The 26,286-nt window shown below is 63.8% G+C and carries 22 protein-coding genes; 15 read left to right on the top strand and 7 right to left on the bottom strand.

Annotation, left to right across the window (positions count from 1 at the left end; all coding sequences use genetic code 11):
• Positions 1 to 27: 27 nt before the first annotated feature.
• The 3 genes from JQ587_RS07580 to JQ587_RS07590 all read right to left on the bottom strand — a co-directional run bounded on the left by JQ587_RS07580 (position 28) and on the right by JQ587_RS07590 (position 3,256).
• Positions 28 to 1,398 (bottom strand): L,D-transpeptidase family protein, encoded by a 1,371-nt coding sequence (locus JQ587_RS07580; protein WP_212424890.1) that lies wholly within the window; start codon positions 1,396 to 1,398, stop codon positions 28 to 30.
• Positions 1,399 to 1,805: 407 nt separating this feature from the next.
• On the bottom strand, positions 1,806 to 2,177 hold the full coding sequence (locus tag JQ587_RS07585) for a helix-turn-helix domain-containing protein (protein WP_020608151.1): 372 nt from the start codon (positions 2,175 to 2,177) through the stop codon (positions 1,806 to 1,808).
• A gap of 29 nt (positions 2,178 to 2,206) precedes the next feature.
• Positions 2,207 to 3,256 carry a LysR family transcriptional regulator gene (locus JQ587_RS07590; RefSeq protein WP_212297893.1) on the bottom strand — a complete coding sequence of 350 codons (1,050 nt, stop codon included), beginning with the start codon at positions 3,254 to 3,256 and terminating at the stop codon, positions 2,207 to 2,209.
• A 471-nt stretch (positions 3,257 to 3,727) separates the two neighbouring features.
• Between JQ587_RS07590 and JQ587_RS07595 the strand changes: the two genes are divergently transcribed.
• Positions 3,728 to 3,994 carry a hypothetical protein gene (locus tag JQ587_RS07595; protein ID WP_212297894.1) on the top strand — a complete coding sequence of 89 codons (267 nt, stop codon included), beginning with the start codon at positions 3,728 to 3,730 and terminating at the stop codon, positions 3,992 to 3,994.
• A 208-nt stretch (positions 3,995 to 4,202) separates the two neighbouring features.
• A complete protein-coding gene (locus JQ587_RS07600; RefSeq protein ID WP_212424891.1) occupies positions 4,203 to 4,934 on the top strand; it encodes a cytochrome c biogenesis CcdA family protein in 732 nt (243 codons plus the stop codon).
• 226 nt (positions 4,935 to 5,160) lie between these two features.
• On the opposite strand, the gene JQ587_RS07605 is transcribed toward JQ587_RS07600, so the two are convergent.
• Together JQ587_RS07605 and JQ587_RS07610 are read right to left on the bottom strand one after the other, a co-directional pair.
• The gene (locus JQ587_RS07605) at positions 5,161 to 6,618 is read right to left on the bottom strand and encodes a sensor histidine kinase (RefSeq protein ID WP_212425048.1); all 1,458 of its coding nucleotides are present in this window, start codon (positions 6,616 to 6,618) and stop codon (positions 5,161 to 5,163) included.
• Between the two features lie 343 nt (positions 6,619 to 6,961).
• Complete coding sequence (locus JQ587_RS07610; protein WP_212297897.1) at positions 6,962 to 7,306, bottom strand: DUF1236 domain-containing protein; 345 nt, start codon at positions 7,304 to 7,306, stop codon at positions 6,962 to 6,964.
• A 139-nt stretch (positions 7,307 to 7,445) separates the two neighbouring features.
• On the opposite strand from JQ587_RS07610, the gene JQ587_RS07615 reads away from it, so the two are divergent.
• The gene (locus tag JQ587_RS07615) at positions 7,446 to 7,679 is read left to right on the top strand and encodes a hypothetical protein (RefSeq protein WP_212297898.1); all 234 of its coding nucleotides are present in this window, start codon (positions 7,446 to 7,448) and stop codon (positions 7,677 to 7,679) included.
• Between the two features lie 161 nt (positions 7,680 to 7,840).
• Here the strand turns inward: JQ587_RS07615 and JQ587_RS07620 are convergent, their stop codons facing one another.
• The gene (locus JQ587_RS07620) at positions 7,841 to 9,115 is read right to left on the bottom strand and encodes a serine hydrolase domain-containing protein (RefSeq protein ID WP_212424892.1); all 1,275 of its coding nucleotides are present in this window, start codon (positions 9,113 to 9,115) and stop codon (positions 7,841 to 7,843) included.
• Positions 9,116 to 9,287: 172 nt separating this feature from the next.
• Between JQ587_RS07620 and JQ587_RS07625 the strand changes: the two genes are divergently transcribed.
• From JQ587_RS07625 to JQ587_RS07675, 11 genes are all read left to right on the top strand, one after another.
• Positions 9,288 to 10,205 carry an intradiol ring-cleavage dioxygenase gene (locus JQ587_RS07625; protein WP_212297900.1) on the top strand — a complete coding sequence of 306 codons (918 nt, stop codon included), beginning with the start codon at positions 9,288 to 9,290 and terminating at the stop codon, positions 10,203 to 10,205.
• Positions 10,206 to 10,549: 344 nt separating this feature from the next.
• Positions 10,550 to 11,860 carry a CmpA/NrtA family ABC transporter substrate-binding protein gene (locus JQ587_RS07630; protein ID WP_212424893.1) on the top strand — a complete coding sequence of 437 codons (1,311 nt, stop codon included), beginning with the start codon at positions 10,550 to 10,552 and terminating at the stop codon, positions 11,858 to 11,860.
• Positions 11,861 to 11,922: 62 nt separating this feature from the next.
• On the top strand, positions 11,923 to 12,819 hold the full coding sequence (ntrB, locus tag JQ587_RS07635; RefSeq protein WP_212424894.1) for a nitrate ABC transporter permease: 897 nt from the start codon (positions 11,923 to 11,925) through the stop codon (positions 12,817 to 12,819).
• A 13-nt stretch (positions 12,820 to 12,832) separates the two neighbouring features.
• Positions 12,833 to 13,627, top strand: coding sequence for an ABC transporter ATP-binding protein (locus JQ587_RS07640; protein ID WP_212297903.1), 795 nt, complete (start codon positions 12,833 to 12,835; stop codon positions 13,625 to 13,627).
• Positions 13,628 to 13,962: 335 nt separating this feature from the next.
• Positions 13,963 to 15,354, top strand: a complete 1,392-nt coding sequence (locus JQ587_RS07645) for an MFS transporter (RefSeq protein WP_212297904.1) — start codon at positions 13,963 to 13,965, stop codon at positions 15,352 to 15,354.
• Between the two features lie 122 nt (positions 15,355 to 15,476).
• Entirely contained in the window at positions 15,477 to 15,905 is a 429-nt protein-coding gene (locus tag JQ587_RS07650; protein WP_212424895.1) for a globin family protein, read from the top strand.
• Positions 15,906 to 15,915: 10 nt separating this feature from the next.
• Positions 15,916 to 17,133: an NAD(P)/FAD-dependent oxidoreductase gene (locus JQ587_RS07655; protein ID WP_212424896.1), complete on the top strand. Its 1,218-nt coding sequence runs from the start codon at positions 15,916 to 15,918 to the stop codon at positions 17,131 to 17,133.
• A gap of 14 nt (positions 17,134 to 17,147) precedes the next feature.
• Entirely contained in the window at positions 17,148 to 19,853 is a 2,706-nt protein-coding gene (locus JQ587_RS07660) for a nitrate reductase (protein WP_212424897.1), read from the top strand.
• 268 nt (positions 19,854 to 20,121) lie between these two features.
• Positions 20,122 to 20,961, top strand: a complete 840-nt coding sequence (locus JQ587_RS07665; RefSeq protein ID WP_212424898.1) for an aldo/keto reductase — start codon at positions 20,122 to 20,124, stop codon at positions 20,959 to 20,961.
• Between the two features lie 188 nt (positions 20,962 to 21,149).
• Positions 21,150 to 22,091 (top strand): DMT family transporter, encoded by a 942-nt coding sequence (locus tag JQ587_RS07670; protein ID WP_212424899.1) that lies wholly within the window; start codon positions 21,150 to 21,152, stop codon positions 22,089 to 22,091.
• A gap of 60 nt (positions 22,092 to 22,151) precedes the next feature.
• Entirely contained in the window at positions 22,152 to 23,231 is a 1,080-nt protein-coding gene (locus tag JQ587_RS07675; RefSeq protein ID WP_212424900.1) for a zinc-binding dehydrogenase, read from the top strand.
• Between the two features lie 4 nt (positions 23,232 to 23,235).
• Here the strand turns inward: JQ587_RS07675 and JQ587_RS07680 are convergent, their stop codons facing one another.
• Positions 23,236 to 23,697, bottom strand: coding sequence for an Lrp/AsnC family transcriptional regulator (locus JQ587_RS07680; protein WP_212297911.1), 462 nt, complete (start codon positions 23,695 to 23,697; stop codon positions 23,236 to 23,238).
• Between the two features lie 133 nt (positions 23,698 to 23,830).
• On the opposite strand from JQ587_RS07680, the gene JQ587_RS07685 reads away from it, so the two are divergent.
• The gene (locus JQ587_RS07685; protein ID WP_212424901.1) at positions 23,831 to 26,194 is read left to right on the top strand and encodes a thiamine pyrophosphate-binding protein; all 2,364 of its coding nucleotides are present in this window, start codon (positions 23,831 to 23,833) and stop codon (positions 26,192 to 26,194) included.
• Positions 26,195 to 26,286 lie beyond the last annotated feature (92 nt).

Raw genomic sequence — 26,286 nt, forward strand, 5'->3', positions numbered from 1 at the left:
GCATCCGCCCGTGCCGCGATTGCATGCCTACTGCGCCATGTGCGCGGTCAGCGGGTGGCTGCCGGCATTGCTGAAGAACGCGGCCTCTTCGGCGGTCGCCTCCAGCAACTGCTCGTCCTGATTATAGACGTCGTTGCGGAACTGGATGGTCTGGTCCTTGGTCATCCAGGCCGTGAGATAGATCCAGGCCACCGGCACCTTCCTGGCCATGGGGATCTCGAGGTGCTGCCCGGTGGCGATCTCGGTGTCGATTGCGGCGCGGCTCCACTTCGGCTGGTCCTTGAGCAGCCAGGCGGCGAGATCGCGCACATTGTCGACGCGCGAGCATCCGTGGGAATCGAAACGGTAGTCGTCGCTGAACAGATTGCGCTGGTTGGTGTCGTGCATGTAGACCGAGTAGGAGTTCGGCATGTCGATCTTCACCGCGCCCAGCGCGTTGAACGTGCCGTTCTGCTGGCGCACGGTGAAGTTCGGCGTGTGCGCGCCCGACCAGTCGACCGAATGAGGATCGATCGGATTGTCGTGGGCATCGAGCACCTCCATGTGCATGCGCGACAGGTAGGTCGGATCCTTGCGCATGTGCGCCGAGATCTCGGTCTTGGCGATCGAGGAGGGGACCGTCCAGGTCGGGTTGAGCACGACGCCGGTGATTTGCGCTGTCAACGTCGGCGAGGGCTTTTCGGTCTTGCCGACAATGACGCGATAGCGCCGTACCACCACGTCGTTCTCGACCGCCTCGGCGAAGGCGGCAGGAATGTTGACCACGACATAGCGCTGGCCAAAGCTGAAATTGGTGTTCTCGAGCCGCTCGAGCGAGGCCTCCAGTTGCCGGATGCGCTTCTGCACCGTGACGTTCATGGCCGCGATCGTGCGTGGCGTCATCGTGCCCGTGGGCGCGAGACCGTGGCGGGCCTGGAAGCGTTTCACGCCATCGGCGAGATCCTGGTCGAATGGGCCGCTCGCCTTCTCGGCGGCGAGGTCACTGGTCAGGATCAGCCGCTTGCGCAGGAGGTTGTCATTGGCGCCCTGAACACCGAGTGCGAACTTGGCGTCTGCGGGGATCGTCGGCCAGCCGCCGCGCACGGCGATGTCGGAATAGCTCAGCGCCGCGTCCTTGATCCGCTGGGCGGTGGCCGCGTCATAAGTGGGCTCATGCGTCAGGGCGAGCGCCGCGGCCGAGCGGCTCTCGGCGGTCGACGCCGGTGCGGCGGCGGCTTTGGGGGCCGGGGCGTGAGCCGGGTTGGCGGCCGCAGGCACCGTGCCCGACGAAGCGGCAGGCGAGGTATTGGGCGAAGTATTGGTCTTGGGGCCGGCCTGGCCCGTGGTCTCGGTCTGCGCCAACGCGGAGGCGCTGGCAAAGAGGCCCATGGCAATGATCACGGCATGGCGTTTCGACATCTGTCTGGCTTTCCCCATGAGGACGAGGCCCGCAACGGGCGCTCGCATCGGCACATCCCGGCCGCCCTCGCGGCACGCGCCGATTCGCTGAAATCGGCGTCGACGCTAGGGCATCGGGGTTGCGGTCCCATTAAGCGCGGTACATCAAGCCCCCACGCATCCTGCGCCGAGGCTCTCGATTAGGTCGCAGCAAGGTGGGAACGGGTTCGCGAAAACCGCGGGCAATGGCAGCCGTATGCCAGCAAAACCGCAAGGAAAAGGGGCGGCCAGGCCGCCCCGCAAAGCCAGGACCGCGCGCGGATGGCGCGCAGGCCACATCGAATCCGTCAAGTCTCGTCCAATCCGGCCGCGCCCCCGCGACGCGGCGGATTGAACAATCGGCCGTGAAGACCGGACCGCCGACCGGATCAGCTTTCGTTCGCTGCGATCGATTCCATCAGCGAAACGAGCTGACGTTGCACCGTCTGATCCTTGATCTTGCTGTAGGCGCGCAGCAGGCGGAGGCTGAAAGCCGAATCCAGGAACAGGAGGCTTTCGACTTCGCGGGCCTTGTTGTCGCCGTCATAGAAGAAGGTCACCGGCACATCGAGGGCGGAGGCGATCTGCTGAAGCCGAGCGGCGCCGACACGATTGACGCCCTTCTCGTATTTCTGGACCTGCTGGAAGCTGACGCCGAGCTTTTCGCCGAGCTCAGCCTGCGAGATCTTCATCTCGACGCGCCGCAGACGGATCCGTTTGCCAAGCTCAATGTCCGGCTTGCCGGCACTGCGCTGCTTCATCCTTTTCGCCGCTGCTTTCATCTCTGTTTTCACCTTTGTTCTTCGGTTGAAAATCCCCCGAAGAGCTGGGTCAGGGGTTCGCCCATATACGACTCCTTGAACTCGTGCGGATGCACGAACTCCTCCTTAAACCACGGGAAGCGAGCTGGATTGAAAGCCTCGATCAGCCAGTCAATCATGTGCCGCACGCGCGGAATCCGGCCGCTACCGGGATGGTAGGACAACCAGATATCCAGCGGTCGGTTCAACTCGACCTCCAGTGGAATCAACTTCCCGCCAAGCGCGATGGCATAGCTCGGGAATACGCCGATGCCGGCGCCATTCGCGACCGCCCAGTAATTGGCGCTCGAGACGTTGGTCTTCATGACCAGAAGGTCACGCTCCGGAACGCCCGGGAAGAAGCTCTCAAATGATTCCTTGGCGGCGATCTGATCGGCGAACTGCAGCACCAGGCGGTGCTTGATCAATTCCGCTGCCGAGCGCGGCGCGCCATGTTTCTCGACGTAACTCTTGGAGGCCCAGAACATCAGGTGCATGCGGCCGAGCCGCACCAGCTTGACGTCGAGCGCCGAAGGCCGCGCCAGATGGATGGCGACGTCGGCCTCGTGGCGGGAGACGTCGGCCGAGCGCATCGCGCAGTGCAAATCGACCAGGATTTTCGGATAGGCCTGCTGGAATTCCACCAGTCGCGGAGCGAGCCAGAACGTGCCCAATCCCTCGGTGACGGCGACGCGGACTTCGCCGGTAAGCGCGTTGCCCGTCGAATCGCTGGTGCGCAATACGTCGAAGGCGGCCGCCTCCATGCGCTCGACGGCGGAGACCACCAGCGCGCCTTCATCAGTGAGATGGGTGCCGTGGACGTCGCGCGTGAACAGAGTGGTGCCGGTCTGGCGCTCGAAATCGTCGATTCGGCGGCGAACGGCGTTGATCGACAGCGACAGGCGTTCGGCCGCCGAGCGGAAACTTCCGCATCGAACGACTTCCAAGAATATGCGGGCCGCATCCCAATCGGAGAGGCCGCTGATGTTTGTCTTTAGGCGTTCCTCCTGCGGAACGCCCCTTTCCGCCAAGGAGTGCATACAAGTCCCTTCGGACCGCTAAACTGGCAGAATCTAGCGCAAACCACAACCACGACGGGTTGGGGAGCGGTGAGTTTTGAACGCCATACTTACCGCGCCCGAAGTGGTATTGGAGTGTGTTTGCGGTTGGGAATCGGGCTGATTTTTGCCCGGAAGAGGGGTAGACGTGCGTTCCGTTGCGAGCCTCGAAATGGCTGCGGGATTGCCGGGTCCATGTAGACCGGAGGGTGGCGCGCGAAATGTCGTGCGCTCTCGTGCGATGGATCCGTCGCGCTGGCTCAAGCGTTTCCCCTCAGAACGTTCCGATTTGCGCCGCCGGACGATGCCGTCCGGAACCGGGGTTTCGACGCGGAAACACATTGAAATCGTCTTCGAGGGCACGGATTCCTCATGCTATCCTTGGCTCACTTTGGGGGCCCAGGGGATTGTTCCAAGCACGTCTCGCAGGCCGAACTAACGGAAAGAACGCCGGTGTCGCATCCAGACGAACAATTGCAGTCGGTGCTCGAGACGCTCGAGGAGTGCCGCAAGGTTCTCAACGAGAGCAACAACCGCGAGTCGGCTGAGCTGCTCTCGATCGTCATCCTCGATGTCAGGATGAAGCTCAAAGGTATCGACAGTGCCGACCTCAAGGCGCTGTGCGACGAAATGCTGCGGAGCGCTGCCAGCGAACCGCTGCCCCCTTCCAAGCAGACGCAGGACCAGCCCCGGCGTCCGCTGCTCCGCGTGGTGAAGTAGCCGCGCCGCCGAAGCTCGCTTTTTGACGAGTTTTGTGCGCGTCCCGATGCCGCATCTGTGATCGCAGACGGCATCGGGAGGAGCCCTGGTTTGATCGCGCCTCTGTTGCGCATTCTCCGGCATCGGCTACATCTGAGCCGGTTCGGCTCCGGTCCCGTGCGCGCTCCCCGCGTCCAGCCCGAGGGCCCGGGATGGCTCCGACTGCATCATGCAAAATGTTTCGATCACGGCGGCGCTGATTGCCGGCCTCGTCAGCTTCCTCTCCCCGTGCGTTCTGCCCCTGGTTCCGCCCTATCTGATCTATCTCACCGGCGCCACGATCGAGCATGTCGAGAGCGACGAGCCGGCCTCGGCCTCCAAGCGTGCCATCATGATGGCGGCGTTGCTGTTCGTGCTCGGCTTCTCCACGGTGTTCGTGGCGCTCGGCGCCAGCGCCTCGCTGGTCGGCGGGCTGATCCGCGCCTGGTCGGCAGAGCTGTCGATCCTCGCCGGCATCGTCATCATCGTCATGGGCCTGCACTTCCTCGGCTTGACCCGCATCGGCCTTTTGATGCGCGAGGGCCGGCTGCCGATCCCCAAGCCGGTCGGCCTTTGGGGCGCCTACATCATGGGCCTCGCCTTCGCCTTCGGCTGGACGCCCTGCATCGGCCCGATCCTCGCCGCGATCCTCTCGATCGCCGCGGCCGAGGCAACGGTGACGAAGGGGGCGGGCCTGCTCGCGGTCTATTCCGCCGGCCTCGGCATTCCCTTCCTGATCGCGGCGTTGATGGTCGAGCAGTTCTCGACGCTGTTCGCACGCATGAAGGGCCACCTCGTCAATGTCGAGCGGGCCATGGGCGTGTTGATGGTGATCACCGGCATCGGCTTTCTGACCGGCGCGGTCTCCAATGTCAGCATCTGGCTGCTCGAGACGTTCCCGGCGCTGCAGACGATCGGCTAACAGGGAGGTTTGCGGTGCCCTGGGAGACTGCCCCGAGAGCCGTCGAACTCAGGATTCGATCGCGCAAAGCAGCATTTGAACCTGCAACGACTTGCCGACCAAGCTGAGAAAAGGTGCCGGCGTCAATGTCGGCTTGTGGCCCCTAGGGCGACCCGCCTCCGTACCCAAATGATGTCCCTCTGCGGCGACAACTGCGGACACGACGAGCTTCGATGATGTCTCCCCTTCACCGCGTTTCGTCCAGTGCGCAGATCACCGTGCAGACCACGCCCCGCGGGAGGAAGTCGACGGTCGCCTCGCCGCCGAGCTGGTCGCGCGCGCTGCGCTCGATCAGGCGCGAGCCGAAGCCGCGCTGCACCGGCGCCGTCACCAATGGGCCGCCGAGCTCGGTCCAGATCAGCCGCAATCGCGGCTTCGGTGCGTCGGAGATGACTTCCCAGTCCAGCGTCACCCGGCCGGTCTCGTTGGACAGTGCGCCGTATTTCGCGGCGTTGGTGGCGATCTCGTGCACGATCATCGACAGCACGACCGCAAGCCGCGGCGACAGCGGCACGGCGGGGCCGGCCATCCGGATGCGATCGGGATTTGCGAGCCGGAACGGCTGGAGCGCGCGTGCGATCACGTCCCTCAGCTCCGAGCCTGTCCACTTCTCCTGGCTGAGGAGATTATGCGCTTGGGCCAGCGCACCGAGGCGTCCCTCGAACTTCGTTCGCTCGTCGCGGCTAGCGCTGCGGAAGGTCTGCACCGCGATCGCCTGCATCAGTGCCAGCGTGTTCTTGACGCGGTGGTTGAGCTCCTCGATCAGAAGATTGTGCAGCATCTCGCCGCGCGCGATCGTCGTTGCCATCCTGACCGCAAAGGTGAGGCCGATCAGCAGCAGCACGCCGCCGATCAGGCTGGTGATCGCGATGTTGCGCCAGAGCGGTGCGATCAGCGAGCTCTCGGTGACGCCGGCAGCGACGGTCCAGCCGGTCAATCGCGATCGCGTATAGGCCGAAGCAAGCGGAATGCCGTCGAGCGACACGCTCGACAGAGCCGCCTCGGGCGAGCGGAACATGGCTTCAAAGAGTGATGGCGAAGCCTGCTTGCCGAAAGTCTCACCTGGGTTAGGCGCGCGCGCGAACACAATGCCCTTGCTGTCCAGCAGCGACACGGTCCAGTGCTCGTCCGGGCGCTGCCGCTCGATCAAGTGCTGGAAGATGTCGATCGGCGGGCTGAAGGAGAGCGCGTAGACCACCTCGCCGTCGCGCATCACGGGGACCTCGACCGTGACGATCGGCCGCTTCTTGGTTGATCCGGTAAACAGATCGGAGAACTGTGGCGTCTTGCTCGCAAAGACCCGTTCGACGATCTCGTGGTTGTTGCGTGGCGGCAGATTGGCGATGTCGGTCGTGACCGTCGAGAACAGCTGGCGCCCGGATTTGTCGGCCAGCAGCAGGACGCTGTCTTCGCCATATTGGCTGATGAAGCCGATCGCGAGACGTCGGAAACTGTCGAAGTCCCCGTTGCGCAAGGAGTCGCTCAGTGCGAGCACCTGCAAGCCACCCGTCATCCGCTGCACTTCGGAATCGAGCACGAGGCGCATGCTTCGCACCGTTTCGAGCACCCGGCGAGTCGCGTCGCTGCGGTCCTGGCGATAGTTGGAATAAGCGAGGCCGACGGCAAAGACGATCAACGGCAACATCGTTCCCGTGACCAGGAGAGCGAGCCGGACCGGCAAAGTGAGCTTTGACAAACGCGGGCGTCCCGGTTCCTGCGCAATTGCGCCGGATTATGATTTTGTCAAACCATACGGGCAGGACTTGCACCGCGCCACGATTTTGTGCCGCGGCGTAGATCAGGACAGGGAATTTTGCGGTGCAGTTGTCGTTGCCGGCGCCTCAGCTCATGCTGATGGCGGTGAGCAGCAGGCAGACGGCATAGATGGCCGCGAGGCTCAGCCCGGCGATCCGGGCTTCTCGATGCGGTGTCATGGATCAACTCCGAGAGGGCGGCCGCCTTCCAGGTGGCCGCCCGTCCGCTATGCCTCAATCAACTTCCTGCACGACCGTCCGCGTGCCGGGATCCACCAGCATCACGCGCTCCCCGGAGTAGACGTAGCGATACTGCGTGAGCGACGGACCCCAATCGGCCGGGACCGCCTCGAGCTCGACTTCACTCGGAACCTTCGCGCCGACGATGATCTTCTCCTTGGTCGTCACCGGCCGCAGGTGATGCTCAGTGACATAGGATTTGATCCGCGTCCTGTATTGCGGCTCGATTTGAATCGTCGCGGCGTGACCGGTTCCGGTCGTGGTCACCACGGTCGATTGCGCGAACGCGCCGGTCGAGATCATCACCACCGCCGCAGACAGCAGGAACAGCTTTTTCATTTTGTCCTCCTCGGGAATAAGCGCTGCACCAACATTCCATGGAAGGTGACGTTCCCTGCTCGCTAGGAACAAATTACTAGTTTTTCCCGTTCATCCCTCGACCGGGCGCGGAACGTCCCGGACATTGGAGGAGGAGAGAATGAAGCTGAGGATCGCAACCGCGGCAGTGATGATTGCTGCGTTTACCCTGCCGGCGTTCGCGGCCGACGAGTTCTACGTCGTGCAGGACGTCAAGACCAAGAAGTGCACCGTCGTCGACAAGAAGCCGATGGACGCGAGCATGACCGTCGTCAGTCCCTCAGGCGCGATCTACAAATCGCGCACCGAGGCTGAGAGCGGCATGAAGACCGTCAAGGTCTGCACGTCGAACTGAGGAGGACGAGACAATGCCAGTTCTGATTCTGTGGGCCGTACCGGCCGTGCTGGTGATCGGCGGTGGCATCTACCTGATCGGCCACTTCCACTAGGCAAGAAAGCAAAAGCAACGGGCTCCGCGATCACGCGCGGAGCCCGTTGCAGCAAATGTTAGGAATCTCAGAGATTGCTCTCTGTGATCGCCGCATAGACCATGCTGCGGAGCTCGCGGCGAAGTGGATAGGCGCTCGACGGCAGCACCTGCGTCATGAAGATGGTGATCAGCTCTTCAGCCGGATCGATCCAGAATGACGTCGTGGCTGCGCCGCCCCAATTATACTCGCCGGGGCTGCCGGCGATCAGCGTTTCCGCCGGGCGCATGGTCACGGCGAAGCCGAGGCCGAAGCCGATGCCGTTATAGCTGGCCTCCGAGAACAGCGAACGCGACACCTCCGGCAGCGCCTGTCCGCCCGGAATGTGATTGCTCGTCATCAGCGCCAGCGTCTTGGGTCCGATCAGGCGGACGCCGCCAAGCTCGCCGCCGTTGAGGAGCGCGCGGCAGAAGGTGAGATAGTCGGCCACCGTCGAGCAGAGCCCGCCGCCGCCGGAGATGAGGGAGGGCGGTGACAGGAACGAGCTCGTGGTCGGGTCGTCCTGGAGTGTGATGCCCTCGCGGCGCTGCCCGGCATGGAAGGTCATGCCGCCGCCCGGATCGGCCGAATAGCAGGCGGCGAAGCGATGCGCCTTGGAGGCCGGCACGTAGAAGTCGGTGTCGATCATGCCGAGCGGATCGAGAATGCGTTGCTTCAGGAACTGCTCGAACGGCATGCCCGAGATCTTGCCGATGAGATAGCCGATGACGTCGGTCGAGACCGAGTAGTTCCAGGATTCGCCCGGCGAGAATTCGAGAGGAATCTTCGCGAGCGCATCGATCATGCCCTGAAGCGTGCCGGACTTCTCAACCTCACCGATCTTTTCGGCCCGATAGGCGGCATCGACGTTGGAGCGCTGCTGGAAGCCGTAGGTGAGACCGGAGGTGTGACGCAGCAGATCGACGATCAGCATCGGCCTGGACGGCGGCCGGGTCAGGAAAGCCGGCGAGGTGCCGGCAACGAACACGCCGAGATTCTTCCATTCGGGAATGTACTTGGCGACGGGCTCGTCGATCGCGACCAGGCCTTCCTCGACCAGCATCATGAAGGCGACGCTGGTGAGCGGCTTGGTCATGGAATAGATGCGGTAGATCGTGTCGTCCTTGACCGGCGCCTTTCGCTCGACGTCGGCAAAGCCCTGCACCGAGTTGTGGGCGATCTTGCCGCGGCGATAGACCAGGAGCTGTGTGCCCGGGAAGCGGCCGGCGTCGATGTACCGCTTCTTCAGATGGGCATCGACGCGGTCGAGCGCGGCCTTGGACATGCCGACGGATTCGGGCGAGGCGGGGGTGGGGGCGAGCATCAGTTCCTCCGGGCAGTTTTGTGGGACGTTGATAGCCGAAATGGCGCCCCCATTCCAAGCGGGTCACGCTTAACGCGGGCCCGCCGGTTGGTGTAGGCTCCGCTTGGAACGCCGCCAAGGAGCCTCTCAAGATCCCGAGGGGGCCAACGAGAAAAACCAAGGGCAACGCACCATGACCCAGTTCAACGAGACCGAACTCACTGAAGCCGTCGTCAAGAGCTTCGACAACGCGCCCGATCCGCGTGCGAAATTCCTGCTCCAGGAATTGGTGAAGTCGCTGCACGAATACGTGAGCAAGACCGGTCTCACCTTCGAGGAGTGGGATTACGCCATCGATTTTCTGACCCGTACCGGCCAGAAATGCACCGACACCCGCCAGGAGTTCATTCTGCTGTCCGACGTGCTCGGCGTCTCCATGCTGGTCGATGCGGTCAATCATCGCGATCGCGATGGCGCGACAGAGACCACCGTGCTGGGCCCGTTCTATGTCGGCGAGCACAAGGTCACCGCGCATGGCACCGACATTTCGCCGAACAATCTCACCGGCGAGAGGATGTTCGTGCAGAGCCGCGTTACCGATCTCAAGGGCAAGCCGCTGGCGAATGTTCCAGTCGACGTCTGGCATGCCGACGATGACGGCTTCTACGATTCCCAGAAAGCGAATTATGATGAAGTCGGCGCCTCGGCGCGGGCGCGCTTCATCACGGACGCTGACGGCCGCTTCTCCTTCCGCACCATCCTGCCGTGCAGCTATCCGATCCCGACTGATGGGCCGGTGGGCGAGATGATCGTGCAGACCAAGCGCCATCCGATGCGCCCCGCGCATGTGCATTTCCTGGTCAATGCGAAGGGCTACGAGCCGCTGATCACCCACGTCTTCATGGACGGTGACAAATATCTCGATTCCGACGTGGTGTTCGGCGTCAAGGACGACCTTGTCGCCAAGGTCGAGCCGCGCATCGATCCGACGATGCCCGACGGCACCAAGGCGAGCGGGCAATGGCACCTGATGACCTACGAATTCCACCTGAAGCCCGGCGGTGGTATCGCACCCAAGCCGTTGGGGACCAAGGCGGCTGAGCCGGCCTAAGCACGGCGTCAATCGCGGTTGCCTAGTTTATGTGCGGCGCACAAAATTTGAGCGATGCGCAAATTTGGCGAGCGCGCCGAGCGCTGCGACAACCCGGCGCAGGTGGATTAACATACTAATTTTAAAAGACTTTTCTGCCTGATTGGCTTGGCACGAAGCTTGAATTGATCAAGCCGACGCCATTGATGCCGTCCCGCGAGACTTCTCATCCGATTGCTGACGCCACCAGACGGGGGTCCCCCGTCATGCGTCCGCATGCGCCAACGCCGGCGCGACGGACGGACGGGCTGCTCGCGCGCACTGACGCCGACAATTCTGCAACGATGCAAAGGACGACACTGCCTATGACCAAGCGCACCCGCCAGCCCTCGGGCCTGAGCCGCCGTCAATTGTTGAAGGCCACCGGCTCGACCGCCGCACTTCTCGCCGCCGCCAAGCTGAATTTCCCCGCCGGCGCCTTTGCGCAGGACGCAGGTCCCGAGGTCAAGGGTGCCAAGCTCGGCTTCATTGCACTGACCGATGCGACCCCGCTGTTCGTCGCCAAGGAGAAGGGCATCTTCGCCAAATACGGCATGCCCGATGTCGAGGTGCAGAAGCAGGCCTCCTGGGGCACCACGCGCGACAACCTGGTGCTCGGCTCCGAAGGCAACGGCATCGACGGCGCGCATATCCTCACCCCGATGCCGTATCTGATCTCGGCCGGCAAGGTGACGCAGAACAACCAGCCGACGCCGATGTACATCCTGGCGCGCCTGAACCTGAACGGTCAGTGCATCTCGGTCTCCAAGGAATATGCCGACCTCAAGGTCGGAATCGACACCGCGCCCTTCAAGACCGCGCTGGAGAAGAAGAAGGCCGGCGGCAAGGCGGTGAAGGCGGCGATGACCTTCCCCGGCGGCACGCATGATCTCTGGATCCGCTACTGGCTCGCCGCCGGCGGCATCGATCCGGACAAGGACATCGAAACCATCGTGGTGCCGCCGCCGCAGATGGTCGCCAACATGAAGGTTGGCACCATGGACTGCTTCTGCGTCTGCGAGCCCTGGAATCTCCAGCTCATCCATCAGGAGATCGGCTACACCGCAATCACCACCGGCGAGCTCTGGGACAGACATCCCGAGAAGTCGTTCGGCATGCGTGCGGCCTGGGTCGACAAATATCCGAAGGCGGCGAAGGCGCTGCTGATGGCGGTGATGGAAGCCCAGCAATGGGCCGAGAAGGCGGAGAATCGCGAAGAGGCCGCGGCGATCTGCGCCAAGCGCCAGTGGATCAACTGCCCGGTCGAGGACATCACCGATCGTATGAAGGGCAAGTTCGACTACGGTACCGGCCGCGTCGTCGACAACTCGCCGCAACAGATGCGGTTCTGGAAGGACCAGGCCTCCTATCCGTTCCAGAGCCATGACCTCTGGTTCCTCACCGAGGACATTCGCTGGGGCAAGTACGAGCCCGGCTTCGACACCAAGGCGCTGATTGCCAAGGTGAACCGCGAGGATCTCTGGAAGGACGCAGCGAAGACGCTCGGCGTTGCAAGCGCCGACATCCCGACCTCGACCTCGCGCGGCAAGGAGACCTTCTTCGACGGCAAGGTGTTCGATCCCGAAAATCCGGCAGCCTATCTGAAGTCGCTCGCAATCAAGCGCGTCGAAGTCTGATGGAGCCCTGCGGCCGCCTTCGGGGCGGCCGCATCGTCTTTTGAAGCCGGAGAGGGATTTCGATGAACATGCCTGCCACGAAGATTGAGGTTGAGATTGCGGCACCCGCGCCCATTGCCGCGCCGGTCGTCGCGATGACGCTGAGGCGTCCGCCGCGCACCGAAACCTACGCACGGATGGCGCGCGAGCTCGCCGTGCGCGTCATCCCGCCGCTGGTCGTGATCGCGCTGCTGACGCTGGTGTGGGAGCTGGTCTGCCGCCGCGCAGGTTCTGCGCTGCCACCGCCGTCAAAGGTGTTCAAGGACACCAAGGAACTGATCTTCGATCCGTTCTTCGACCATGGCGGCATCGACAAGGGCCTGTTCTGGCATCTCTCGGCCAGCCTCCAGCGCGTTGCGCTCGGCTACTCGCTCTCGGCGATTGCCGGCATCGCGCTCGGCGTGCTGGTCGGGCAGTCGGTCTGGGCGATGCGTGGGCTCGATCCGCTGTTCCAGGTGTTGCGCACGATTCCGCCGCTGGCCTGGCTGCCGCTCTCGCTTGCCGCGTTTCGCGACGGCCAGCCCTCGGCGATCTTCGTCATCTTCATCACCTCGATCTGGCCGATCATCATCAACACCGCGGTCGGGATCCGCAACATCCCGCAGGACTACCGGAACGTTGCCGCCGTCGTGCAGCTCAATCCGCTGGAGTTCTTCGCCAAGGTCATGATCCCGGCGGCGGCACCCTACATCTTCACCGGCCTGCGCATCGGCATCGGCCTGTCCTGGCTCGCCATCATCGCGGCCGAAATGCTGATCGGCGGCGTCGGCATCGGCTTCTTCATCTGGGACGCCTGGAACTCCTCGCATATCAGCGAGATCATCCTGGCGCTGTTCTATGTCGGCATCGTCGGCTTCGTGCTCGATCGCCTGATCGCGGGCCTCGGCAAGATCGTCACCCGCGGCACGGCGCAGAACTGAAGGAGCAGAGCACATGACCGCCTATCTGAAGCTCGATCATATCGACAAGATCTTCACCCGCGGCGCCGCGACGACCGAGGTGCTCAAGGACATCAACCTGACGATCGAGAAGGGCGAATACGTTTCGATCATCGGCCATTCCGGCTGTGGCAAGTCGACCCTGCTCAACATCATCGCAGGCCTCACCAACGCCACCATCGGCGGCGTGCTGCTGGAGAACCGCGAGGTCAATTCGCCGGGGCCGGATCGCGCCGTGGTGTTCCAGAACCACAGCCTGCTGCCGTGGCTCACCGTGTACGAGAACGTCAAGCTCGGCGTCGACAAGGTCTTTGCCAGGACCAAGTCGAGGGCCGAGCGTGACGCCTGGGTGATGCACAATCTCAACCTGGTGCAGATGGCCCATGCCAGGGACAAGCGGCCCTCCGAAATCTCCGGCGGCATGAAACAGCGCGTCGGCATTGCCCGAGCGCTCGCGATGGAGCCGAAAGTGCTGCTGCTGGACGAGCCTTTCGGTGCGCTCGACGCGCTGACCCGCGCCCATCTCCAGGATTCCGTGATGGCGCTGCATCAGAAGCTCGGCAACACCATCTTGATGATCACCCACGACGTCGACGAAGCCGTGCTGCTCTCCGACCGCATCGTCATGATGACGAATGGCCCTTCCGCACGCATCGGCGAGGTGCTGGAGGTGCCGCTCGCTCGGCCGCGCAAACGGCTCGATCTCGCGACCAACGCCACATACCTGAAGTGCCGCCAGCGCGTGCTCGAATTCCTCTACGAGCGCCATCGCTTTGTCGAAGCCGCGTAACGCATCGTTAACGCGTGAAAACGCTGCGCCTAATTTTGAATCATTAAGCTCAATCCTTGTGCGTCGCACACGGATTGAGCGAATCGCAAAATTTGCGTGCGAAATGGGCCTGCAAATATTTCGGGCAATTCGAATAAGTCGCTGAATTCCCTGTATTTCCCAATCGCGGGCAGTTGGCACGGAAGTTGAATTACCTTGTCCGACGCCAACGACGACGTCCCTCAACATCATCAATCAGCATCGTGAACTCGCCACTGGGGCTTGGCCTCGGCGCGCGCCTCCATGTGGAGGCAGAGCCTGCAACGACGCAGCGGTGAGCCTAGAAGGGATTTGCAATGACGAAGAATCCGACTCTCAGTCAGACCTGGATTTCTGACTGGCGCCCCGAAGATGAGGCGTTCTGGAATGCGACTGGCAAGACTATCGCAAGGCGTAACCTGATCTGGTCGATCGTTGCCGAGCATATCGGCTTTTCGGTCTGGCTGATCTGGAGCATCGTCACCACCAAGCTGCCGCAGGCAGGCTTCCACTACTCGACCGACGAGCTGTTTCAGCTCATCGCGGTGCCGGGGCTGATCGGCGCATTGATACGCTTCCCCTACACCTTCGCGGTCACGACCTTCGGCGGCCGCAATTGGACCATTTTCAGTGCCGCGGTGCTGTTCATCCCAACGCTCTCGCTTGCCTATTTCGTGAGCCAGCCCGATACGCCGTTCTGGCTGATGCTGCTGGTGGCCTCCACCGCCGGTCTTGGCGGCGGCAATTTCGCCTCGAGCATGACCAATATCTCCTTCTTCTTCCCGGACAGGATGAAGGGGTGGGCGCTCGGCCTCAACGCGGCCGGCGGCAATATCGGCGTCTCCAGCGTGCAGCTCTTGACGCCGATCCTGATGACGCTTGCCGCCATCAACCTGTTCCAGGCGACACCGGTCGACGGCATCTTCCTGCAGAACGCCGGCCTGATGTGGGTGCTGCCGATCGCGGTCGCGGTATTCGGTGCGGTGTTCTTCATGAACAACCTCACCTCGGCGAAGTCGTCGATCAGGAACCAGCTCGCGGTGGTCAAGCGCAAGCACACCTGGATCATGGCCTATCTCTATATCGGCACGTTCGGATCCTTCATCGGCTATTCGGCGGCATTCCCGCTGCTGATCAAGACGCAGTTTCCGACGGTGACGATCTCGATCGCCTTCCTCGGGCCGCTGGTCGGCTCGTTGTCGCGACCGATCGGCGGCCTGCTCGCCGACAAGATTGGTGGTTCCATCCTCACTTTCTGGAACTTCATGGCGATGGCTGCTGCAACCGTCGGCGTGCTCTATTTCGTCGGGCAAAAGGACTTCACCGGCTTCCTGGCGATGTTCCTGATCCTGTTCGTCACGACAGGCATCGGCAACGGCTCGACCTACCGCATGATCCCCTCGATCTTCCGCGAACAGAATTTGTTCAAGGTGCGCGGGCAAGGCGATGCGGCGCGCGCGGTCGCGCTGAAGACGGCGAGCATCGAGAGTGGTGCGGCGGTCGGTTTCATCGGTGCCATCGGCGCGGTCGGCGGCTATCTGATCCCGAGTGGCTTCGGCAAGTCGATCGCCTTGACCGGCGGACCGCAGCTCGCGCTTGCGATCTATCTCGGCTTCTACGCCTCCTGCCTCGCTCTCACCTGGTGGTTCTATCTGCGTCGCAGCCCGCAGGGTGAAGGCGCACCGGGCCTCGCCGGGGCACGCGTCTGACACTTGGTACGAAAATCGCTTCTCCCCGTACGCGGGGAGAAGTCTCTCTGGTGACGTTTGACCCATGAACTTTTTCCGCAATGACGCGGACAAAGGCAGACCGAAACAGACAGGAAACCATCATGACGCCTCAGCAGATCGCCCTCGTGCAGCAGAGCTTTTCCAAGGTCGCGCCGATTTCAGAAGCAGCCTCAAAACTGTTCTACGACCGCTTGTTCGAGGTCGCCCCGTCCGTGCGCGCGATGTTTCCCGAGGACATGACCGAGCAGCGCAAGAAGCTGATGGGCATGCTCGCCGCGGTCGTCGGCGGTCTGTCGAATCTCGAAACGATTCTTCCCGCGGCATCGGCGCTCGCCAAGCGTCACGTCGCTTACGGCGCCAAGGCCGAGCACTATCCCGTGGTCGGCGCGACTTTGCTTTGGACCCTGGAGAAGGGCCTCGGCGAGGCCTGGACGCCCGAACTCGCCACCGCCTGGACCGACGCTTACGGCGTGCTGTCCGGCTACATGATTTCCGAGGCCTACGGCCCACAGGCGCAGGCCGCCGAATAGGAGATGTCTTGTGAGTGAACCGCTGGTCATCGTCGGTAACGGTATGGCGGCAGCTCGTCTGGTCGACGAGCTCGCCAAGACCGCGCTCGGCCGCTACGCGGTCGCTGTGATCGGCGAGGAGCCGCGGCTCGCTTACAATCGCGTGCTGCTCTCCTCGGTGCTGGCCGGCGAAACCGGCTCGCACGAGATCGAGCTCCGGCCGGCAGACTGGTGGCGCCATCGCGGCGTCACCGTGCGCTACGGCTATCGCGTCACCGAGATCGACACCGGCCGCCGCGAGCTCAAGATCGAGGGCGAGGAGAGCATGGAATACTCCAAGCTCGTGCTCGCGACCGGATCGACGCCGCTGCGGCTCAACGTGCCGGGCGCCGATCTCGCCGGCGTGCACACCTTCCGCGACAGCCGCGACGTCGACCTGCTGTTGACGCTCGCTGCCGCCAGGAAGCGCGTCGTCGTGGTTGGCGGCGGCTTGCTCGGGTTGGAGGCGGCGTACGGGCTTGCCAAGGCCGGAGCGCCGGTGACGCTGCTGCATCTGATGGACCGGCTGATGGAGCGCCAGCTCGATCTGCCGGCCGCCGACCTGCTCAAGACGCTGGTCGAACGCAAGGGCATTCGAATCCTGCTCAACGCGTCGACTGCGCGGATTCATGGCGAGGGCCATGTCGAGGCCGTCGAGCTCGCCGACGGCAGTCGCATCGAAGCCGACGCCGTGATCTTCGCCGCCGGCATCAGGCCCAACATTGCCCTTGCCAAGGAGGCCGGCATCGCGGTCAACCGCGGCATCGTCGTCAATGATGTGATGCAGACCGCATCATCGGACATCTACGCGCTCGGCGAATGCGCCGAGCATCGCGGCAGCTGCTATGGACTGGTCGAGCCCGCGTATGAGCAGGCGCGGGTGCTGGCGCGGCATCTTGCCGGCCGGCCCGCCGCCTATCAGGGCAGCGTGGTCTCGACCAATCTGAAGGTCTCCGGCGTCAGCGTATTCTCCGCCGGCGACTTCATGGGGGGAGACGGCAGCGAGAGCCTCGTTCTCACCGATCGCAGACGCGGCACCTACAAGAAGCTCGTCATCGCCGATGGCCGGCTCACCGGCGCCGTGCTGATCGGCGATACCGTTGATGCGCTTTGGTACCTCGAGCTGATCCGCAATCGCGAGAAGGTCGCGGCGATCCGCACCGACATGATGTTCGGCCGTGCGCTGGCGCACCCTCCCAAGGCCGCTTGATAAGGCAGCGTAAAATGACGGCAATCGATCCCACGCTGCGCGCAACCCGAACGACCTGTCCCTATTGCGGCGTCGGCTGCGGCGTGCTGGCGACGCCTGACGGCAAGGGCGGGGCGGCGATCGCGGGCGATCCCGATCATCCCGCCAATTTCGGCCGGCTGTGCTCCAAGGGGTCTGCGCTCGGCGAGACCGTCGGCCTGGAAAGCCGTTTGCTGTATCCGATGATCCGCTGCAAGGGCGTGCTCGAACGGGTCGCCTGGAGCGATGCGCTCGATCATGTCGCCCACCGCATGCAGCACATCGTGGCACGCGATGGCGCCGACGCGGTCGCGTTCTATCTCTCGGGGCAGCTGCTCACCGAGGATTATTACGTCGCCAACAAGCTGATGAAAGGTTTCGTCGGCACCGCGAATGTCGACACCAATTCGCGGCTTTGCATGTCGTCCTCGGTCGCCGGCCATCGCCGTGCCTTCGGCGCCGACACGGTGCCCGGCTGTTACGAGGATCTCGACCAGGCCGATCTGCTCGTCTTCGTCGGCTCGAATGCCGCCTGGTGCCATCCGGTGCTGTTCCAGCGCATGATGAAGAACCGGCAGGAGCGCGGCGCGCGCATGATCGTGATCGATCCGCGTCGGACCGACACCGCCAGCGACGTCGATCTGTTTCTGGGCCTCAAGCCCGGGACCGACACCGCGCTGTTCTCGGGCCTGTTCGTCCATCTCGCCGACAGCGGCGCACTCGATCACGACTACATCGCGCAGAACACCTCGGGCTTCGACGATGCGCTCGCACGCGCGCGCAACATCGCCGGTAGCGTCGCCGCGACCGCGCTCGCGACCGGGCTGTCCGAGCAGGACGTCGCCACCTTCTTCAAGATGTTCCGCGACACCGAGAAGGTCGTCACGCTCTATTCGCAGGGCGTCAACCAGTCGGCGCAGGGCACCGACAAGGTCAACGCGATCCTGAACTGCCATCTTGCGACCGGGCGCATCGGCAAGCCCGGTGCGTCGCCGTTCTCGCTCACCGGCCAGCCCAATGCGATGGGCGGCCGCGAGGTCGGCGGCCTCGCCAATATGCTCGCCGCGCATATGGGTTTCACGCCGCCGGACATCGACCGCGTCAAGCGGTTCTGGAAGGCGCCGCGAATCGCCACGCATGAGGGCCTGAAGGCGGTGCAGCTGTTCGAGGCGATCAACCGCGGCGAGGTCAAGGCGCTGTGGGTGATGGGCACCAACCCCGCGGTGTCATTGCCCGATGCGGACATGGTCCGCGATGCCCTAAAGAAGCTCGAGCTGTTCGTGGTCTCCGAGAACGTGCTCTCCAACGACACGGTCGAGGCCGGCCCGCATGTGCTGTTGCCCGCGCTCGCCTGGGGCGAGAAGTCCGGCACCGTGACCAACTCCGAGCGCCGCATCTCCCGCCAGCGCTCGTTTCTGCCGGCACCGGGTGAGGCGCGCCCCGATTGGTGGATCCTCAGCGAGACCGCCAAGCGCCTCGGCTTTGGCGACAGCTTCAACTACAAATCCGCTGCCGAGATCTTCCGCGAGCATGCTGCGCTCTCGGCCTACGAGAACGACGGCAGCCGCGACTTCGACATCGGCGCACTCACTTCGCTGTCCGACGAGGCCTTCGACACCTTGAAGCCGGTGCAGTGGCCGGCACGCGAAGGCGAGGCGCCCGGCGAGCGCTTCTTTGCCAAGGGCGGCTTCTTCACCAATGACGGCAAGGGCCGCTTCGTCGCGCCGGAGGTACCGGCGCTGCGTGGCGAGACCGGCGCGTCGCGTCCCCTGAGGCTCAACACCGGACGCATCCGCGACCAGTGGCACACCATGACGCGCACGGGCCTGAGCCAGCGGCTCGGTGCGCATCTGCCCGAGCCGTTTGTCGAGATCCACCCCGACGACGCGGGCAAATACGGCATCGTCCATGACGGCTACGCCCGCATCACGACCGATTACGGCCAGTGCATCCTGAAGGCCGTCGTCAGCGAAGGCCAGCAGCGCGGCGCGCTGTTCGTGCCGATCCACTGGAGCGCGATGAATGCCTCGCACGGCCGCGTCGGTGCGCTGGTGCAATCGTTCACGGATCCGTTCTCGGGGCAGCCGGAATCCAAGGCGACGCCGGCCGCGATCGCTCCTTACGAATTTGTCTTCCGCGGCTTCGCGCTCTCGCGGGAGCCACTCGATCTGCCGCCCAACCTGTTGTGGACCCGCGTCACGGTCACTGGCGGCTTCGGCTATCTCTTCGCTGACAACGCGGATCTATCACGCTGGCCGGTCTGGCTCGACGGTGTCGGCGGCGAAGACGTCGCCGACTATCGCGATTTCGGCGGCGGGGTTTATCGTGCGGCCTCATTTTCGGGCGACCGCATCGAGACCTGCCTGTTCGTCGGCCCCGCGCATGATGCCGGCGACTGGGAGGTGGTGAAGAGCGCGTTCGCAGCCGATCGCGTCACCGACGATCAGCGCCGCATGCTGCTGTCGGGCAAGTCCAGCGAAGGTGCCGCCTCGACCGGCCCGATCGTCTGCGCCTGCTTCGGCGTCGGCCGTGGTACCATCTGCGAGACCATCGCAAACGGCGCGCGCACCGCCGCCGAGATCGGCGCAAAGCTCAAGGCCGGCACGAACTGCGGTTCCTGCATCCCCGAGCTGAAGCGGCTGATTGCGACCACGGAAGTGGCGCCGGCGAAGCAGGCCAAGGTCGCGAGCGCGGCGGGGTAGGTCAGGCTCTTTCCGTCGTCATTGCGAGCGTAGCGAAGCAATCCAGAATCCCTCCGTGGAAAGACTCTGGATTGCTTCGCTGCGCTCGCAATGACAGTTGGATGCAGCTGGGCGAGATATTTCCCCATCGTCGTCCTGGCGAAAGCCAGGACCCATTACCCCGGTCAGTGTTGTCGAGGCGCACTGCAGCCACCATCTACTGCAACAACATCTCCCTGTGGTAATGGGTCCTGGCTTTCGCCAGGACGACATAAGATCGGAGATAACCATGAACAAACATCCCTTCGGCAAGACCGGCACCAGCGTCTCCGTGATCGGGCAGGGCACCTGGTATCTCGACCATGGCGATCGCAAGCGTGCGATGGCTGCGTTGCAGCGCGGGCTCGATCTCGGCATGAGCCATATCGACACCGCCGAGATGTATGGCGATGCCGAGCTCGTCATTGCCGATGCGATCGCCGGCCGCCGCGACGAGGTGTTCCTCGTCTCCAAGGTGCTGCCGAGCAACGCCTCGCGCCGCGGCACCATTACCGCTTGCGAGCGCTCGCTGAAGCGGCTGAAGACGGATCGGCTCGATTGCTACCTGCTGCACTGGCGCGGGTCGTATGACCTTGAAGACACCGTCGCCGCATTCGAGGAACTGGTCAAATCAGGCAAGATCAAATCCTGGGGCGTCTCCAATTTCGATGCCGACGATCTCGACGAGATCCTCGACGTATCAGGCGAAGGCAAGATTGCCTGCAATCAGGTGCTCTATCATCTCAAGGAGCGCGCCATCGAGCATGCGGTGATCCCGTGGTGCGAGCGGCACGGCGTCGCGGTTGTCGCCTATTCGCCGTTCGGGCACGATGACTTTCCGGATGAGCGCAGCAAGGGCGGCGCCGTGCTGGCGCGCATCGCCGAGGCGCGTCGCGCGACGCTGCGTCAGGTCGCGCTGAGCTTTCTCACCCGTGCGACTACGGTGTTCGCGATCCCGAAGGCGTCGTCCGCGGAACATGCCGGTGAAAATGCGGCCGCCGGCGATCTCGTGCTGACGACAGACGAGATATCGGCGCTGGATGCGGCGTTTCCGCGCGGTCCAAAGCCGCGCAGCCTGCCCATGCTGTAATGCACAAACGTCTATTATTAATGGAGTATTGACGCGCGCGGACCTGAGCGCATATCGGCATCCTGTTTTCGGAAGTTGTGAAAGCGGCGCATTTGTCGTTTTTATGGGCGGTTCTCGATTCGCATTCTTGCCGGGTTCCCACCGTGACACCGCCGCCCGCCGCAGCCGCAAGGCTCGACAGTATTTCTATGCCCATGCCTCAGACGAAGCAGGAGGCTCGCCGCGCGCCTGCGCGCGTCGATCATCCCTTCAAGGGCATCGCGCTGGTGCTGCTGTCGACGGTATTTCTCGGCTGCTCCGACGTCACCGCGAAATATCTCTCGACCAGTCTGCCGTCGATCGAGATTACCTGGATCCGCTTCGTCACCTTCGCGCTGATGTTCACGCCGGTGATGCTACCGGGCTCGCCGCTGCATGCGATGCGCACCGAGCGATTGAGCTTGCAGCTGATGCGGGGTGTCGCGTTGCTCGGCTCCTCGCTGTTCTTCATCACCGGCCTGCGCTTCTTGCCGATCGCGGAAGCCTCCGCCACGGGCTTCGTCTCGCCGCTGTTCGTCACCGCGCTCTCGATCATCTTCCTTAGCGAGAAGGTCGGCATGCGCCGTTGGATCGCAACCGCGATCGGCCTGATCGGCGTGATGATCATCCTGCGTCCGGGGTCGAGCGCGTTCCACGTCGCCGCCTTCTTCCCGATCGTCTCGGCGTTCTGCTGGGCCGCAGCGCTGATCATGACGCGCCTGATGAGCGGGCGCGAGGCCGTGCTCACCACGATGGCGTATTCGGCTCTCACCGGCGTTGCGATCCTCAGCATCATGGTGCCGTTCGTCTGGGTCACGCCGACGTGGACCGGAATCGGGCTCGGCATCGTCGTCGGCCTGGCTTCCACCATCGGCCAGTGGATCATCGTGCTCGCCTATCGTTATGGCGATGCCTCGGTGCTGGCGCCGTTCTCCTACACGCAGTTGCTGTGGGTCAGCATTTTGGGCTTCTTCCTGTTCGGCGAAGTGCCTGACGTCTGGACCGTCACGGGCGCGGCCTTCATCGTCGCCAGCGGCCTCTATATCGCCCATCGCGAACGCATCCGCCGCGCCCAACTGCTGGTGCAGGCCGCGCGTTCTCCGAACCCCTGACGCAAGTCGACCTGCCCTGAGACGTGCTATCAACGGCTCCAACGAGCAGGGAGGAGCCGGATGCGCGCAGCGATTTTCAGAAACGGTGAGATTGTCGTCGACCGGATCGCAGAGCCGAAGCCCGGCCCGGGCCAGGTGCTGGTCAAGACGCTCGCCTGCGGCATCTGCGGCTCCGACCTGCACGCGCGCCAGCACGCCTCGCGGATGGTGGAGATGGCGAAGAAGACCGGACGCGCGCCGATGGATCTGTCGCGCGACGTCGTGTTCGGCCACGAATTCTGCTGCGAGATCGTCGACTACGGCCCCGGTACCACGCGCAAGCTCAAGCCGGGCACGCATGTGTGCTCGCTGCCCGCACTGCTGACGCCTGATGGCATCAAGGGCATCGGTTATTCCAACGAGTTCGTCGGCGGTTATGCCGAGCAGATGCTGCTCAGCGAGCCGCTGCTGCTCGAAGTACCCAACGGCCTTGCGCCGGAACACGCTGCGCTGACTGAGCCGCTCGCGGTCGGTGTTCACGCCGTCGAAAAAGCCAACATCCGCGGCGGCGAAGTGCCATTGGTGATCGGTTGCGGCCCGGTCGGGCTCGCGGTGATCGCCGCGCTGAGGATCAAGGGCCTGCACCCGATCGTCGCTGCCGACTATTCGCCCGCGCGCCGTGCGCTCGCCACAAAGCTCGGCGCCGACATCGTCGTCGATCCCAGGGTGTCGCAGCCCTATGCGACCTGGGCCGAGCACGCGCAGATGTCTGAAGCGGAGAAGGCGGCGCGACCGCCGTTCCAGGCCATGCTGCCGGCGTTGAAGCCGGCGGTCATCTTCGAATGCGTCGGCGTGCCCGGCCTGTTGCAGCAGGTGTTCGAGGGCGCGCCGCGCGATGCCAAGGTTGTCGTTGTCGGCGTCTGCATGGAGAGCGACAGACACGAGCCCATGCTCGGCATCATGAAGGAGCTCAACGTCCAGTACGTGCTCGGCTACACGCCGGAGGAGTTTGCGGCATCGCTGCGCCTGATCGCCGAAGGGCAGGTGGATGCGGCCGCCATGGTGACGGCGGAGATCGGCATCGACGGTGTCGCCAAGGCCTTCGCCGATCTCGCCAATCCAGAGGTGCACACGAAGATCATCGTTCAGCCGTGGCGATAGGACTCTAGACCGGCAGCGCGATTGAGTACTTCACCTGGCTGAGCGCAAAGCTCGACTCGATCGAGGCGATTCCGTCGAGCCGGGTCAGCTTGGTCTTGAGGAAGGTCTCGTAGGAGGCGAGGTCGGCCGCGACGACGCGCAGGAGATAGTCGCGGTTGCCGGTCATCAGATAGCACTCCAGCACCTCGTCCCATTTCGAGATGGCGCGGGCAAAGCGATTGAGGTCCTCCTCCTTCTGCCGCGCCAGCTTGATCGAGATGAAGACGCTGACATGCAGGCCCAGCGCCTTCTGGTCAACGGTGGCGATGTAGCGGCTGATGACGCCGCGCTCCTCCAGCAGTTTGACCCGGCGATGGCACGGCGAGACCGAGAGCCCGACCTTGTCGGCGAGCTCCTGCATGGTCAGCCGGCTGTCGGTCTGGAGGTGGCTGAGGATCTTGCGGTCGATGGCGTCGAGGTCGGGCATTGGGATGAAACCTGCTTTTGGACGGGAGTATTGGTAAAGTATCCTAATAATTGGAGGTATGGCGCGAAAGATTGAGAAGTTTGGCGCCGTCCGCAGGCGTATCATCGTGCCACCTGTTTCCGGGAGCATTGCCATGCCCGTTGATTCCGCCCGCCTCGACACATTGACCGCGCTGGCCCGCAAGGCGCTGTGGCTGTCGTCATGGACCATCCATCACGCCAACCATGTCCGCTCCAATTCGGATGGCCTCAAGGTCGGCGGCCATCAGGCTTCCTCGGCCTCGCTCGCGACCATCATGTCGGCGCTGTATTTTCACGTGCTGCGGCCCGAGGATCGCGTCGCGGTGAAGCCGCATGCGAGCCCGGTGTTCCACGCCATCCAATATCTGTTCGGCCGGCAGAGCCGCGAGAAGCTGGAGAATTTCCGCGGCTTCAAGGGCGCGCAGTCCTATCCCTCGCGCACCAAGGATGTCGACGACGTCGATTTCTCCACCGGCTCGGTCGGCCTCGGCGTCGCGCAGACGCTGTTCGCCTCGCTGGTGCAGGACTACGTCAAGGCGCATGGCTGGATGAAGGATCGCCGCGAAGGGCGGATGATTGCCCTCGTCGGCGATGCCGAGATGGACGAGGGCAACATCTTCGAAGCGCTCGCCGAAGGCTGGAAGCACGGCCTGCGCAACACGTGGTGGGTGGTCGACTATAACCGGCAGTCGCTCGACGCCGTCGTGCGCGAAGGTCTCTGGGAAAAGTTCGAGACCATGTTCCGCAATTTCGGCTGGGACGTGGTGATCGTGAAATACGGCCGGCTGATGCGCGAGGCGTTCGCGGAAGCAGGCGGCGAGGCGCTGAAGCGCTGGATCGACAATTGCCCGAACGCACTCTATGCCGCGCTGTGCTTCCAGGGCGGCGCCGCCTTCCGCAAGCATCTGCATGACGAGATCGGCGACCAGGGACCGATCACGAAACTGATCGACAAGCGGAGTGACGAGGAGCTCTTGGCGCTGATGTCCAATCTCGGCGGCCACGACATGGCGAGCATGCTGGAGGCGTTCGAGTCCGTCGACCACGATCGCCCGGTCTGCTTCATCGCCTACACCATCAAGGGCGTCGGCCTGCCGTTCCAGGGCCACAAGGACAACCACGCCGGCCTGATGACGGTCGCGCAGATGGAGAAATATCGCGAGAGCCAGAACATTCGTCCCGGCCACGAATGGGACAAGTATGAGGGGCTGACGCAAGCTCCGGCCGAGCTCGACGCGTTCCTTTCGCGCGTGCCGTTCAACAAGGATGGCCGCCGGCTGACCGCGCCGGTCGTCGAGGTGCCCGCCCAACTCGCCTTCAAGCCGTCGCCGCAGATGTCGACGCAGCAGGGCTTTGGTCTCGTGCTGAACGAGATCGCGCGCGGCGACAGCGAGCTGGCAAAACGCATCGTCACGACCTCGCCCGACGTCACCGTCTCGACCAATCTCGGTCCGTGGGTGAACCGGCGCGGCCTGTTCGCACGCGGCGAGAAGGCGGACTTATTCCGCAGCGAGAAAATTCCGTCCACGTTCAACTGGGACTTCTCGCCCAAGGGCCAGCATCTCGAGCTCGGCATCGCCGAGATGAACCTGTTCATCATGCTCTCGGCGCTCGGCCTGTCGCATCAGATCAACGGCGAGCGGCTGCTGCCGGTCGGCACGCTCTACGATCCCTTCATCGAGCGCGGCCTCGATGCGCTGAACTATGCCTGCTACCAGGATGCGCGCTTCATGGTAGCGGCGACGCCGTCCGGCATCACGCTCGCGCCCGAGGGCGGCGCGCACCAGTCGATCGCAACGCCCTTGATTGGCATGGCGCAGGACGGGCTCGCCTCGTTCGAGCCGGCCTTCGTCGACGAGCTCGCCGTGATCATGGGCTGGGGTTTTGACCATATGCAGCGCGACCCGGGCGAGGGTGGCTCGGTGTATCTGCGGCTCTCGACGCGCAGCATCGAGCAGGCGCAGCGGATCATGACGCCGGAATTGCAACAGGGTATCACCGATGGCGCCTACTGGCTGCGCAAGCCGGGCCCGAATGCCGAAGTCGTGATCGCCTATACCGGCGCGGTGGCGCCCGAAGCGATCGAGGCCACGGGCTTCATCGGCGAGAGCCGTCGCGACATCGGCCTGCTCGCGATCACGTCAGCCGATCGCCTGCATGCGGGTTGGACCGCCGCGCGGAAATTGCGGCGCGACCGGCGCGGCGTGCAGCATCTCAGCCATATCGAAAAGCTGCTGGCGGAGCTCACCCGCGACTGCGGCATCGTGACCGTGATCGACGGCCATCCCGCCGCACTCGGCTGGCTCGGCAGCGTCCGCGGCCATCGCGTCGAGGCGCTCGGCGTCGAGCAGTTCGGCCAGACCGGCACCATCGCCGACCTCTATCGCCATTATGGCATCGACGCCAACGCCATCATCGATGCGGCGGAAAGCCTCACCACGGGCGCACCGGTGCTGCATCGGAAGATGGCTGTTTAAACTCTCGTCGCCCCGGCGAAGGCCGGGGCCCATACGCCGCAGCGCTGTTGTGGGCCGCAGGTGGGAGACGCCTGAACAAACCAATTCCGTTT

Origin of the sequence: Bradyrhizobium manausense, assembly GCF_018130615.1 — a bacterium.
Classification (GTDB): domain Bacteria; phylum Pseudomonadota; class Alphaproteobacteria; order Rhizobiales; family Xanthobacteraceae; genus Bradyrhizobium; species Bradyrhizobium manausense_A.